At 64.2% G+C, this 12947-nt stretch carries 11 protein-coding genes; 10 read left to right on the top strand and 1 reads right to left on the bottom strand.

The window, feature by feature from the left end; all coding sequences use genetic code 11:
- Nucleotides 1-52 precede the first annotated feature (52 nt).
- From ACGLHR_RS02580 to ACGLHR_RS02620, 9 genes are all read left to right on the top strand, one after another.
- On the top strand, nt 53-1261 hold the full coding sequence (locus tag ACGLHR_RS02580) for an ABC transporter substrate-binding protein (RefSeq protein WP_400091665.1): 1209 nt from the start codon (nt 53-55) through the stop codon (nt 1259-1261).
- A 202-nt stretch (nt 1262-1463) separates the two neighbouring features.
- Nucleotides 1464-2348, top strand: coding sequence for a branched-chain amino acid ABC transporter permease (locus ACGLHR_RS02585; RefSeq protein ID WP_043350832.1), 885 nt, complete (start codon nt 1464-1466; stop codon nt 2346-2348).
- Nucleotides 2348-3376, top strand: a complete 1029-nt coding sequence (locus ACGLHR_RS02590; RefSeq protein ID WP_267604806.1) for a branched-chain amino acid ABC transporter permease — start codon at nt 2348-2350, stop codon at nt 3374-3376. Before ACGLHR_RS02585 ends, ACGLHR_RS02590 begins: the two co-directional genes overlap by 1 nt.
- Nucleotides 3377-3687: 311 nt before the next feature.
- A complete protein-coding gene (locus tag ACGLHR_RS02595) occupies nt 3688-4206 on the top strand; it encodes a hypothetical protein (RefSeq protein ID WP_400091668.1) in 519 nt (172 codons plus the stop codon).
- 73 nt (nt 4207-4279) lie between these two features.
- On the top strand, nt 4280-5038 hold the full coding sequence (locus ACGLHR_RS02600; RefSeq protein WP_400091670.1) for a sulfite exporter TauE/SafE family protein: 759 nt from the start codon (nt 4280-4282) through the stop codon (nt 5036-5038).
- Nucleotides 5039-5444: 406 nt separating this feature from the next.
- Nucleotides 5445-6596, top strand: coding sequence for an ABC transporter substrate-binding protein (locus ACGLHR_RS02605; protein ID WP_318233563.1), 1152 nt, complete (start codon nt 5445-5447; stop codon nt 6594-6596).
- Nucleotides 6597-7008: 412 nt separating this feature from the next.
- Nucleotides 7009-8061 (top strand): branched-chain amino acid ABC transporter permease, encoded by a 1053-nt coding sequence (locus ACGLHR_RS02610; protein ID WP_267604800.1) that lies wholly within the window; start codon nt 7009-7011, stop codon nt 8059-8061.
- 10 nt (nt 8062-8071) lie between these two features.
- Entirely contained in the window at nt 8072-9859 is a 1788-nt protein-coding gene (locus ACGLHR_RS02615; RefSeq protein WP_400091673.1) for an ATP-binding cassette domain-containing protein, read from the top strand.
- Between the two features lie 10 nt (nt 9860-9869).
- A complete protein-coding gene (locus ACGLHR_RS02620) occupies nt 9870-10613 on the top strand; it encodes an ABC transporter ATP-binding protein (RefSeq protein WP_267604798.1) in 744 nt (247 codons plus the stop codon).
- Nucleotides 10614-10875: 262 nt separating this feature from the next.
- Here ACGLHR_RS02620 and ACGLHR_RS02625 read toward each other — a convergent pair whose 3' ends face one another.
- Nucleotides 10876-11820 carry a LysR substrate-binding domain-containing protein gene (locus tag ACGLHR_RS02625; protein WP_400091676.1) on the bottom strand — a complete coding sequence of 315 codons (945 nt, stop codon included), beginning with the start codon at nt 11818-11820 and terminating at the stop codon, nt 10876-10878.
- Nucleotides 11821-11947: 127 nt separating this feature from the next.
- Here ACGLHR_RS02625 and ACGLHR_RS02630 point away from each other — a divergent pair, with 127 nt between their 5' ends.
- Nucleotides 11948-12943, top strand: a complete 996-nt coding sequence (locus tag ACGLHR_RS02630; protein WP_400091678.1) for a tripartite tricarboxylate transporter substrate binding protein BugE — start codon at nt 11948-11950, stop codon at nt 12941-12943.
- The last annotated feature ends 4 nt before the right edge of the window (nt 12944-12947 follow it).

Here is a 12947-nt window from a genome sequence, read left to right on the forward strand (position 1 = left end):
TTAGGGCAGGAACGGGTGGCGTCAGGTGCCGCCGAAACTAAGGAGACAGGCAATGAAGATGACTCGGCTGGCGGTCGCTCTGGCGGCTATCGTAACGGGCGTGGCAATGGGTTCGGCATCGGCGCAGGTCTCGGGCGATACCGTCAAGATCGGCTACATCACCGACATGTCGGGCTTGTACGCCGACATCGACGGCCCGGGCGGCCTCGAAGCCATCAAGATGGCGATCGAGGACAACGGTGGCAAGGTGCTGGGCAAGCCGATCGAACTGGTTTCGGCCGATCACCAGAACAAGGCTGACATCGCCGCATCGAAGGCACGCGAGTGGATGGACCAGCAGGGCTTGGACGCGCTGATCGGCGGCACTAATTCCGCCACTGGCCTGGCCATGAACAAGGTGGCCTCGGAGAAGAAGAAGGTCTACTTCAATATCGGCGCCGGCTCGGCTCGCCTGACCAACGAAGAGTGCTCGCCGTACACCGTGCACTATGCGTATGACACCGTGGCGCTCGCCAAGGGTACCGGCAGCGCGGTGGTCAAGCAGGGTGGCAAGTCGTGGTTCTTCCTGACCGCCGACTACGCCTTCGGCCACTCGCTGGAGGGCGATACCGCGGCCGTCGTGAAGGCCAACGGCGGCACGGTGGTGGGTTCGGTTCGTCACCCGCTGAACGCTTCCGACTTCTCGTCCTTCCTGCTGCAGGCACAATCGTCCAAGGCACAGATCCTCGGCCTGGCCAATGCCGGCGGCGACACCATCAATTCGATCAAGGCGGCCAAGGAATTCGGCATCACCAAGACGATGAAGATCGCCGGCCTGCTGATGTTCATCAACGACATCCACAGCCTGGGGTTGAAGAACACCGAAGGCCTGCTGATGACCGACAGCTGGTACTGGGACATGAACGACGATACCCGCAAGTTCGCCACGCGCTACTTCGCGAAGATGAAGAAGATGCCGAGCAGCTTGCAGGCCGCCGACTACTCCGCTGCGCATACCTACCTGAAGGCCGTCGAGACAGCCAAGACGGATGACCCGGACAAGGTCATGGCCGAACTGAAGAAGATGAAGATCAACGACTTCTACACCAAGGGCTACATCCGCCAGGACGGCCGCGGCATCCATGACATGTACCTGATGCAGGTGAAGTCGCCGGCCGAATCGAAGAAGCCGTGGGACTACCTGAAGGTGGTGGCCACGATCCCGGGTGAGCAGGCTTTCACCACGGTGGCGGAATCGAAGTGCGCGATGATAAAGAAGTAAGCATGTGAATTGAGTTGCGTTGAGTTGATTGAGGTATGGCGCCCCTGCCCGAGACCGTTGACCGCTGGCTGTTGGCTGTTGGCTGTTGACTGTTAAGCGGGATCGAGGGCGGGGGCCAGTGTCTTTCTTCGCTTCATTTTGACAGCGCCTGCCTGGCGGGGAACGACCAATCCCGGCTGGTGCGCAAACGGTAACGCCTGCGATGGACATCTTCGGTATTCCTCTGCCCGCCATGCTGTCCCAGTTATTGCTGGGACTGGTCAACGGTGCCTTCTATGCGATGTTGAGCCTTGGCCTTGCGGTCATCTTCGGGCTGCTCAACGTCATCAATTTTGCCCATGGGGCGCTGTTCATGCTCGGCGCGGTCCTGGCCTGGATGGGCATGGAGTACGCCGGGCTCAACTACTGGGTGATGCTGGTGCTGTCGCCGCTGGCGGTGGCGCTGATCGGCATCGTGATCGAGCGCACCATGCTGCGCTGGATCTACAAGCTCGACCATATCTACGGCCTGCTGCTGACGCTGGGCATCACGCTGGTGATCGAAGGCATCTTCCGCTCGATCTACGGGGTGTCGGGGCTGCCGTACTCGGCGCCCGAGGCGCTCAGCGGCGCCACGGATCTCGGCTTCATGATCCTGCCGAACTACCGCGCGTGGGTGGTGGCTGCCTCGCTGGTGGTGTGCTTCTCCACCTGGTACCTGATCGAGAAGACCAAGCTGGGCGCCTACCTGCGCGCCGGCACGGAGAACCCCAAGCTGGTTGAGGCGTTCGGCGTCAACGTGCCGCTGATGGTGACGCTGACCTATGGCTTCGGTGTGGCGCTGGCGGCGTTTGCCGGCGTGCTGGCGGCGCCGGTGATCCAGATCTCGCCGCTGATGGGGCAGAACCTGATCATCATCGTGTTCGCGGTGGTGGTGATCGGCGGGATGGGCTCGATCATGGGCTCGATCCTCACCGGCCTCGGCCTGGGCGTGATCGAGGGCCTGACCAAGGTGTTCTATCCGGAGGCCTCCTCCACGGTCGTGTTCTTCATCATGGTGATCGTGCTGATGCTGCGCCCGGCCGGGCTGTTCGGGAGGGAGAAGTGATGAACCAACCAACCGGCGCGGCAGTGGCCGCGGGGCAGACAAGACAGGGGCGGGGCGTGCAGAAGAAACTGTTGTACGGATTGTTGCTGGCAGCGCTGATCCTGGCGCCGGTGGCCGGGGCGTATCCGGTGTTCGTGCTCAAGGTGCTGTGCTTCGCGCTGTTCGCGTGCGCCTTCAACCTGCTGATCGGCTATACCGGGCTGCTGTCGTTCGGCCATGCGGCCTTCTTCGGCGGCGCGGCCTATACGGCCGGGCATGCGATGAAGGTGTGGGGCGTCACGCCGGAGGTCGGGCTGGTGCTGGGCACGCTGGCGGGCGCCTTGATCGGGTATGTGGTCGGCTACATCGCGATTCGCCGGCAGGGCATCTACTTCTCGATGATCACGCTGGCGCTGGCGCAGATGCTGTTCTTCTTCTGCCTGCAGGTCCCCTACACCGGGGGCGAGGATGGCTTGCAGGGCATTCCGCGTGGCAAGCTGTTCGGGGTGTTGTCCCTAGCCAACGATCTGACGTTGTATTACGTGGCGCTGGCGATCATCGTGGCGGCCTTCGCGCTGATCGTGCGGACCGTGCATTCGCCGTTCGGGCAGATCCTCAAGGCGATCAAGGAAAACGAGCCGCGCACCATTTCGCTGGGCTACGATACGGATCGCTTCAAGCTGATGGTGTTTGTGCTGTCGGCGGCGCTTTCCGGGCTGGCGGGATCGATCAAGGCGCTGGTGCTGGGCTTTGCCACGCTGACCGACGTGCACTGGTCGATGTCGGGCTCGGTGATCCTGATGACGCTGGTGGGCGGCCTGGGCACGCTTTCCGGCCCGCTGGTCGGTGCTTTCGTGGTGGTGGCCCTGGAAAACAAGCTCGGCGACATCGGCAGCTTCCTGGCCTCGACGACGGGCATCGAGTGGTTCAACTCACTGGGCGAATCCGTCACAATGGTGACAGGCGTGATCTTCGTGATCTGCGTGCTGACGTTCCGCCGCGGCATCATGGGCGAGCTTCTTGCGCGCTTTGGGAAGCCCCGGGAGTGATCGTGGGGCGACATGCCCGATTTTGGGGCTAGGGTTTCTTCTAGCTTGCTCGAAACGCACCGCTTCGTTACATTCCATATACGGTTTTCGCAGGTTAAATGGAGGCGGAAGCGAGGAGACGACAGGCGCGCAGTCACTAGGCTGCAGTGTCAATATAAGATAAGGGCGTTGCTGGGTGATCCTCGGCAACGCCTTTTTTAATGCCCGCTTTTTATGCTCGTTTCTGGTGCGTGACGTTTTCGCCATGCGGAATCGCCGATAAATGACACCGACTGCGCATGCGACAATGCGGCCTTGCCATCGGGCCCGCCATGCCTTCAGATTCCCCCTCTCCAATTCCTTCCTCGCCTGAATTCGCCATTCCCCCGGCCTCGATACGCCTGGCCGGTACTGCCGATGCGCAAAGTCTGGGCGCCTGGCTGCAATCACGGCACGCATTGCCCGTGCCGGCGGCGCGTGCCCGGCAGGCGCTGCTGGAGGGGCTGCTTGCCCGGCCTGAGCGTGGGGCCTGTGTGGTGGCACAGGACAGCGCCGGCGCGGATCTGCTCGGTTGCCTGCCCGTTACGCTGATGCCTCACCTCGAACTTGCCGGCCTCGCGGCGCTTGCCACCGAATGGTGGGCAGGTGACGTGCCGGTGGACAGGGGCGCCGCCATGCTGCTGGATTGCTGCAGCCTGCTGGCCGACTGGTGCCGCGCGCACGGCGTGCGCCACCTGTTGCTGGCGCCGGCGCTGCTGGCTGCGCCGCAGGCGGCGGCGGCGGGCTTCGAGCCGCATGCCAGCGGCCTGTGGCATCGCAATTTGTCACCAGCCACCAAGATGCTGGGCTGACGCGTTCAGCGCGCCTGCCGCGCTTGTTTCACCGCCTTTCCTCCGTTTTCTCTTCTTTCGTCTCCCCGCGTCCATGGAATTCGCGTTTCTTGCTGTTGCCGCTTTTCTTGCCGGCTTGATCGATGCTGTCGCCGGCGGTGGTGGCCTGGTGCAGATCCCCGCGCTGTTTTCGGCTTATCCCAATATGCCGCCGGCCACGCTGCTCGGCACCAGCAAGGTGGCGTCGCTGGCGGGTACCACCAATGCGGCGTTGCGCTATGGGCGCAGCGTGCGCATCTACTGGGGCGCGACCTTGCCGACGATGCTGTCGGCCTTTGCCTTCTCGATGGCGGGCGCCTACGCGCTCACGCTGATCCCCGCGGAGCCGCTGCGCAAGTCGCTGCCCTTTATCCTGGTGACCCTGCTGGTCTATACGGTGGCCAAGAAGAGCCTGGGTACCGAGCACGCACTGTCGCTCTCGGGCGCCAAGGAGCGCGCCGCGGCTTTGCTGGCGGGGGCCGTGATCGGCTTTTACGACGGCGTGTTCGGGCCGGGCACCGGCAGTTTCCTGATGATCGTGTTCGTGCGCGTGTTCGGGTACGACTTCCTGCACGCCTCGGCATCGACCAAGGTGGTCAACTTCGCCACCAACCTGGCGGCCTTGCTGCTGCTGGCGGCGAAGGGGCATGTCTGGTGGCAGCTCGGGCTGGTCATGGCCTTGGCCAACGTGGCCGGCAGCCAGATCGGCAGCCGCCTCGCGCTCAAGCACGGCAGCGCCTTCGTGCGGCGCGTGTTCATCGTGGTGGTGGCCGGATTGATCGTGAAGACTGCCTGGGATGCGTTCGGCCGATGAGGGTCAAGATGCAGCCGTGTCGCTTGCATGCTGCGATGCGGGTTAATCCCGCTAGCCCGGGGATAGGCCTGTTGCTAGACTCGCTACGCATTCCCGACCGGGCGGTCGGTGAATGGGCGGCCGGCGTGGCGCGCCATGGAACTGTTTGGCGAGCCTTGCCGAGCGCCGCCGGGGATCACGCGCAGGACGGGAGATGGGGCAGGGCGGATTCGGATTCGCCCATCGCCCCGTGGTTGCAGGCAGGCGCCGGCGTTGCGCCTGGATACGGGCCTGAAATGCAACGAAAGGGCACCGGCACAATAAGATCCGCCAGGACAAGACAGACCAGAAGACCAGATTGAGGCATCCGACCGGCCGCGAGCCGACACGGATTCCTCTTCCGTTTGCCGCAATGGAGGGAGACACGATGACATTCAAGCGCGCCAGCCTGCTGGCTCTCGCTGCCGCCAGCCTGTGCGCCGGCACCGCCAGCGCACAGGTCAAAGTCGGGGTAACGCTATCGGCCACGGGGCCCGCGGCCTCGCTGGGCATCCCCGAGAAGAACACCATCTCGCTGCTGCCCAAGGAGATCGCTGGCAAGAAGATCGAGTACATCGTGCTCGACGATGCGTCGGACACCACCACCGCGGTCAAGAACACGCGCAAGCTGATCAGCGAAGACAAGGTCGACGTGATCGTGGGCTCCACCGTCACGCCCAACTCGCTGGCCATGGTGGACGTCGTCGCCGAGAACGAGACGCCGATGATCACGCTGGCCGCCTCGGCCCGCATCATCGAGCCGATGGATGCCAAGCGCGCCTGGGTTTTCAAGACGCCGCAGAACGACTCGCACATGGCGACCGCCATTGCCGAGCACATGACCAACCACAACGTGAAGACGGTTGCCTTTATCGGCTTCGCGGATGCCTATGGCGATAGCTGGGCGCAGGAGTTCGCCAAGGTCGGCGAGATGCGCAAGCTCAAGGTGGTGGCAAACGAGCGCTTTGCGCGCACCGACACTTCGGTCACCGGCCAGGTGCTCAAGATGATGGGCAGCAACGCCGACGCGGTCCTGATCGCAGGCTCGGGTACGCCCGCTGCGCTGCCTGCCAAGGCGCTCAAGGAGCGTGGCTGGAAGGGCAAGATCTACCAGACCCATGGTGTGGCCAACGCCGATTTCCTGCGCGTGTGCGGCAAGGATTGCGAAGGTACGTTCCTGCCGGCCGGCCCGCTGCTGGTGGCCGAGCAACTGCCCGATACCAACCCGGTGAAGAAGCCTGCCATCAGCTATAAGACGGCATACGAGAAGGCGTTTGGCGGCCAGGTCTCAACCTTTGGCGGCCATGCCTGGGATGCCGGCCTGCTGTTGCAGCGAGCCATTCCCGAGGCGCTGAAGAAGGGCCAGCCGGGCACCAAGGAGTTCCGCAAGGCGCTGCGCGATGCCATGGAGCAAACCAGGGAGCTGCCGATCTCGCACGGCATCATGAACATGACGCCGACCGACCACCTTGGCCTGGACCAGCGCGCGCGCGTGATGGTGGAGATCGCCGACGGCAAGTGGAAGTTGCAGACCAAGTAGGCGGCAAAGACTGGCTGCATTGATGCAACGAGGGCGCATGGCCAGCCATGCGCCTTTTTTGTTGCGCGCGCCATCCCACGCGGTCCCACGCCACTGCACTACTGCGCTACTACAGGCAATCCCGTACTTGACACCGCATCCGCCATGCATGATCTTTAACGTGTTAATGAATTTGGCGTTTGTCCGGGCGAGCGAAACGAGATGACGGTCATGGTGCGCTGCGGATATGCTGCACCCGTCATACACAGAGTTTCCCGCCTCTCGTGCCAAATCACCGATGCGGCACTGCGCAAGCTAAGGGTTCCTCGGGATTTCCGCTATGCGTAAGTTGTTTCATATTTCGTAATTTGTAGTTTCACAAGCTAGCCGGCCTCCCTCCGCCGGCCGGACTCACCAACAATACGAGGAGACAATGGACCTCTCGATCGCCGCCATCCTGGCGCAGGACGGCATCACCTCGGGCGCCATCTATGCGCTGCTCGCGCTAGCCTTGGTGCTGGTGTTCTCGGTGACCCGCGTCATCTTCATTCCGCAAGGGGAGTTCGTCGCCTATGGCGCGCTGACCCTGGCGGCGATCCAGTCCGGCCATGCGCCGCAAAGCAGCTGGCTGCTGCTGGTCATGGGCGTGCTGACCTTTCTGTACGAGACGGTCACCATCCTGCGCAGCGCCGAGCTGCGCCGGACCGCGCCCAGGCGAGTCGCGGTGCTGGCCGGCAAATACCTGCTCTTCCCGCTGGCCGTGCATCTGCTGGCGCAGAACTTCGACGGGCAGTCGATGCCCATGCTGGCGCAGATCGCGCTGACGCTGCTGATCGTGATCCCGCTCGGGCCCATGCTGTATCGCCTGGCCTACCAGCCGCTGGCCGAAGCCAGCACGCTGGTGCTGCTGATCGTCTCGGTGGGCGTGCACTTTGCGCTGGTGGGGTTGGGGCTGGTCATGTTCGGCGCCGAGGGCTCGCGCACCACGCCATTCTCGGAGGCGCGCTTTGAAGTGGGCAGCCTGACCATCTCCGGGCAGAGCCTTTGGGTGGTCGGCGTATCGGCATTGCTGATCGCGGGGCTGTATTTCTACTTCGAACGCACGATTGCCGGCAAGGCGCTGCGTGCCACGGCGGTCAATCGGCTGGGCGCGCGGCTGGTTGGCATCGGCACGACGCAGGCCGGGCGCCTGTCGTTCACGCTTGCCGCGGCAATGGGCGCGCTGTGCGGGATCCTGATCGCGCCGCTGACCACGGTGTACTACGAATCGGGTTTCCTGATCGGCCTGAAAGGCTTCGTCGGCGCGATCGTGGGCGGCCTGGTGAGCTACCCCGTGGCGGCCGCGGGCGCCATCCTGGTGGGGCTGCTCGAGTCCTATTCGTCCTTCTGGGCCAGTGCGTTCAAGGAGGTCATCGTGTTCACCCTGATCCTGCCCGTACTGCTGTGGCGCTCGCTCACCAGCAAGCATGTGGAAGACGAGGAATAACGGACACGCCATGAACACTAACCTCAAGAACCGCATCTTCCTGCTGGCCTTCGCGGTAGTGCTGGCACTGTTGCCGGTGCTGCCCACGCCCGAATTCTGGATCACGCTGGGCAACTACATCGGCCTGTACAGCATCGTCGCCATCGGTCTGGTGCTGCTCACCGGCGTGGGCGGCATGACCTCCTTCGGCCAGGCTGCCTTCGTCGGGTTGGGCGCCTACAGCACGGCCTATCTCACCACGCAGTTCGGGCTGTCGCCCTGGTTTGGCCTGCTGGTCGGGCTGGTGATCACGATGGCCTCGGCCTACGTGATCGGCCTCGTCACCATGCGCATGTCCGGCCACTACCTGCCGCTGGCCACGATCGCCTGGGGCCTGTCGCTGTTCTTCCTGTTCGGCAACCTGGAGTTCCTCGGCAAGTACGATGGCCTCAACGGCATTCCCGTGCTGCACGTGCTCGGCATCGAGCTCGCCTCCGGGCGCTCGATGTTCTACCTGATCTGGGGCGTGGTGCTGGTGTCGGTGATCGCCATGCAGAACCTGCTCAACTCGCGCCCGGGCCGCGCCATCCGCGCGTTGAAGGGCGGCGGCACCATGGCCGAGGCGATGGGCGTGAACACCGCGTGGATGAAGGTGGTGATCTTCGTGGTGGCGGCGATGCTGGCCTGCATCTCGGGCTTCCTCTACGCACATCTGCAGCGCGCGGTGAACCCCACGCCATTCGGGCTGAACTACGGCATCGAGTACCTGTTCATGGCGGTGGTCGGCGGCGTGGGACACGTGTGGGGAGCGGTGCTGGGTGCCGGCATCCTCACCATCCTGAAGGACGTACTGCAGGGCGTGCTGCCCAAGTTGCTGGGCGCCAACGGCAACTTCGAAACCATCGTGTTCGGCGTGCTGATGGTGCTGCTGCTGCAATACGCGCGCGATGGCATCTGGCCGTTTATCAAGAAGCTGTTCCCCAACGGCCCGCCGGTGGTGGCCCCGGCGCAAGCGCCCGCATTACCGTTGCGCGCGAAGCCGCACGCCGGCGAACTGATCCTCGACGTGAAAGCGGCGCGCAAGGAGTTCGGCGGGCTGGTGGCGGTCAACGACGTCAGCTTCCAGGTGCGCGCCGGCGAGATCATCGGCCTGATCGGCCCCAACGGCGCGGGCAAATCCACCACCTTCAACCTCGTCACCGGCGTGCTGCCGGCCACGCGCGGCGAGGTGCTGTACCGCGGCGAGCAGATCTCCGGGCTGCCCTCGCGCGAGATCGTCAAGCGCGGCATCGGCCGCACCTTCCAGCACGTGCATCTGCTGCCCACCATGACCGTGCTGGAGAACGTGGCCATCGGCGCGCACCTGCGCGGCGACTTTGCGCCGCAGGGCGGCGTGACGGCGGCGATCCTGCGCATGAACAAGCGCGAGGAGGCGAAGCTGCTGCACGAAGCCGCGCGCCAGCTCGAACGCGTGGGCCTGGCCGACTGCATGTACATGGAAGCCGGCAGCCTCGCGCTGGGCCAGCAACGCATCCTGGAGATCGCGCGCGCGCTGTGCTGCGATCCCGCGCTGCTGTTGCTGGATGAGCCCGCCGCAGGCCTGCGCTACAAGGAAAAGCAGGCGCTGGCCGAGCTGCTGAAGAAGCTCAAGGGCGAGGGCATGAGCGTGCTGCTGGTCGAGCACGACATGGACTTCGTGATGAACCTGACGGACCGCCTGGTGGTGATGGAATTTGGTACGCGCATCGCGCAGGGCGTGCCCGAGGACGTGCAGAAGGACCCGGCGGTGCTCGAGGCCTACCTCGGCGGCGTGGAGTAAGGAAAGAACAATGAGCCTGATCCTGGAAGTAAAGGACCTCCACGTGCGCTACGGCAAGGTCGAAGCCGTGCACGGCGCCAACCTGAAAGTGGAGGCGGGAAAGATCGTCACGGTGATCGGCCCCAACGGCGCGGGCAAGTCCACCATGCTCAACGCCATCATGGGCGCGCTGCCGGTGAGCGGTTCGTCCAACGGCGCGGTGACCTACCTCGGCCACGACCTCGCCGGCCTGCCGGTGGAAGGGCGCGTGGCGCGCGGCATGTGCCTGGTGCCGGAGAAGCGCGAACTGTTCGGCTCGATGAGCGTGGCGGACAACCTGGTGCTGGGCGCCTATCGCCGCAAGCGCGCCGGCGAGAAGAATTTCCTCGACCAGATGGAAGTGGTCTACGGGCTGTTCCCGCGCTTGAAGGAGCGGGCGAAGCAGGATGCCGGTACGTTGTCCGGTGGCGAGCGCCAGATGCTGGCGGTGGGCCGCGCGCTGATGGCCAAGCCGCAACTGCTGATGCTGGATGAACCGAGCCTGGGGCTGGCGCCGCTGATCGTGAAAGAGATCTTTCACATCATCAATGACCTGCGCAAGACGGGCGTGGCGACGCTGCTGATCGAGCAGAACGCGCGGGCGGCGCTGCAGGTGGCGGATTACGGGTACGTGATCGAGACGGGGGATATGGCGATGGAGGGGCCGGCGGCGGAGCTGGCGGCGAATCCGAAGGTGATTGAGACGTATCTGGGATTGGCGAAGAAGGCGGCTTAGCGCTTCCCGCTTTGTAGAATTCTCTCGATGAATAACGGCGAGCTTTGCTCGCCGTTATTATTTCTGAGATGCATTTTCTAGTGAAGCCAGTCTGTTGGCTTTGGTGGCGGTTGGATAGCGCAGCGGTTGGTACGCTTTCAATTCATGATATGAATATATCTGTCCAGACGTATCGGATAGGCATTCTTAATATGGATGCTATGATTGCCGGAAGTAAAAAAGATGTGTCTAATGAATGTGGTTTGGCAAATGATGCCAATTTCTATTTGTCCCGTGAATTTTCCTGATTGAGTTCGAGCACATCCGGGTCCTGTGCCGCCACGCCTAGCAACCATGCCCGAAATTGCGCAAACGCCGGATGGTCCCGCCGCTCCCGCGGCGCGCACAGGAAGTAGCCACGCGTCAGCCGGATCGGCAGATCAAACGGCGCCACCACGCGGCCCGCGGCGATCTCATCGCGTACCAGGCAGCGCTGCAATACCGCCACGCCCATATCCGCCTTGACCGCCTGCACCAGGATCGAGACCTGGTCGAAGCCTTTCGAGAGCGTTGGCGCAGCACTGGGTACGCCCGCGGCCCACAGCCAGTGCTGCCAGTTTGCCGGCGCGGTAGTGTGATAGAGCAGGGGCTCATCGAGCAGTTCGGCGGGCTCGGACCAGCGGCCTGCCTCAAGGCGCGCGCGGGCGCGCTCGGGGTGGCAGATGGGCACCATCTCGCTGCCGATCACGTAGTCGCATTGCAGGCCGGGCCAGCGGTCCGGGGTGCCGGGCAGGATGGCGGCATCGGGCGCGGGGCCTGAGAAGTCCTCGTCGCGCCGGTAGGGCACAAAGTCCAGGCGGACGTCGGGGTAGCGGCGGTGGAAATCCGGCAGCCTTGGCACCAGCCATACGCTGGCCAGCGTGGGCACGGCCGATAGCGTCAGGTGGTGCTGGCGGTCACGGGCGAGGAGGGCGGCGCTGGCGTTTTCAATGGCTGCCAGCGGGCCGGCCACGGCCTCCAGCAGTTGCTTGCCGGCATCGGTCAGCGTCAGGCGATGCGCATTGCGCTGGAGCAGGGGCTGGCCAAAGTGCGATTCGAGCCGGGCAATGGCACGGCTGATCGCGCCCTGGGTCACGCACAGGTCCTCGGCCGCGCGCGTGAAACTGCCCAGCCGCGCGGCGGCGGCAAAGGCATGCAGTTCGGACATCGAGGGTGAGCGTAGCCGCATGAGGTGGGGGAGGGTGGGCCGAGAATGCACTTTGGTAATGCAACCGTGCAATATAGTCGTTTGTGCGGACTCGGTAAACTCCCGACACTTGGCGAGCCAACTCATAGAAATCCAAGGAGAAGTCCGCATGATCCGAGCCCAACTGCCGCGCCGGCATTTTGTCCTGTCTTGCCTGGCGGCATGCGCCAGCCTTGCCGCAGCCGGCGGCGCGCTGGCGCAGGCCAACTATCCGAACAAGCCGATTCGCCTGATCGTGCCCTTTGCCGCGGGCGGCTCTACCGATTTGTCGGCACGCCTGGTTGCGGAGTTCGGCGGGCGCGAGCTGGGCCAGTCCATCGTGGTGGAGAACAAGGGTGGCGCCGGTGGCTCGCTGGGCATGGAGCAGGTCGCGCGCGCGGCGCCGGACGGCTACACCATCGGCATGGCGACGGTCAGCACGCATGGCTCCAACCGGGCCGTGTACCCCAAGCTGAACTACGATCCGATCAAGGATTTCGCGCCGGTCACCAACGTGGTCGCCATCCCGAGCGTGTTCGCGGTGCATCCCAGCGTGCCGGCCAAGACCATGCAGGAGTTCGTCGCGCTGGTCCGTGCCAACCCCGGCAAGTACAGCTTCGCCTCTCCCGGCGCTGGCTCGCTAGGCCATGTGAATATCGAGAACTTCATGATGCTGGCCAAGATCGACATGCTGCACGTGCCGTACAAGGGCGCCGGCCTGGCGCTCAACGATGCAGTGGCAGGGCAGGTCAATGCCATCACCGACAACCTGTCGTCCACGCTGCCCCACGTGAAATCGGGCCGGCTGCGGGCGCTGGCCGTGCTGGGCGCCACCCGTTCGCCGCAGCTTCCCAACGTGCCGACTTACGCGGAACTGGGCTACAAGGAGATGGGCGATGGCGGCTGGTTCGGCATAGTCGCGCCCGCCGGCACGCCGCCAGCCGTCGTCGCCAAGCTCAACAGCGCTATCCACAAGGCGATGCTGAACCCCGAGTTCAAGCGCAAGGTGGAGGAGTCGGGCGGCACGCTGGTGCCGACCACGCCGGACGGCTTCAAGGTGCAGATCCAGCAGGCGATGGCGCGCTATGCACGCGTGGCCAAGGCCGCCAATATCAAGCTGGACTGACGGC

It is taken from the genome of Cupriavidus sp. CuC1 (assembly GCF_044627735.1).
Lineage (GTDB): Bacteria > Pseudomonadota > Gammaproteobacteria > Burkholderiales > Burkholderiaceae > Cupriavidus > Cupriavidus ulmosensis.

Bases quoted from the DNA above. Each gene is read 5' to 3' on its own strand.
- ACGLHR_RS02580 (WP_400091665.1), top strand. From the start codon at position 53: ATGAAGATGACTCGGCTGGCGGTCGCTCTGGCGGCTATCGTAACGGGC.
- ACGLHR_RS02585 (WP_043350832.1), top strand. From the start codon at position 1,464: ATGGACATCTTCGGTATTCCTCTGCCCGCCATGCTGTCCCAGTTATTG.
- ACGLHR_RS02590 (WP_267604806.1), top strand. From the start codon at position 2,348: ATGAACCAACCAACCGGCGCGGCAGTGGCCGCGGGGCAGACAAGACAG.
- ACGLHR_RS02595 (WP_400091668.1), top strand. From the start codon at position 3,688: ATGCCTTCAGATTCCCCCTCTCCAATTCCTTCCTCGCCTGAATTCGCC.
- ACGLHR_RS02600 (WP_400091670.1), top strand. From the start codon at position 4,280: ATGGAATTCGCGTTTCTTGCTGTTGCCGCTTTTCTTGCCGGCTTGATC.
- ACGLHR_RS02605 (WP_318233563.1), top strand. From the start codon at position 5,445: ATGACATTCAAGCGCGCCAGCCTGCTGGCTCTCGCTGCCGCCAGCCTG.
- ACGLHR_RS02610 (WP_267604800.1), top strand. From the start codon at position 7,009: ATGGACCTCTCGATCGCCGCCATCCTGGCGCAGGACGGCATCACCTCG.
- ACGLHR_RS02615 (WP_400091673.1), top strand. From the start codon at position 8,072: ATGAACACTAACCTCAAGAACCGCATCTTCCTGCTGGCCTTCGCGGTA.
- ACGLHR_RS02620 (WP_267604798.1), top strand. From the start codon at position 9,870: ATGAGCCTGATCCTGGAAGTAAAGGACCTCCACGTGCGCTACGGCAAG.
- ACGLHR_RS02625 (WP_400091676.1), bottom strand. From the start codon at position 11,820: ATGCGGCTACGCTCACCCTCGATGTCCGAACTGCATGCCTTTGCCGCC.
- ACGLHR_RS02630 (WP_400091678.1), top strand. From the start codon at position 11,948: ATGATCCGAGCCCAACTGCCGCGCCGGCATTTTGTCCTGTCTTGCCTG.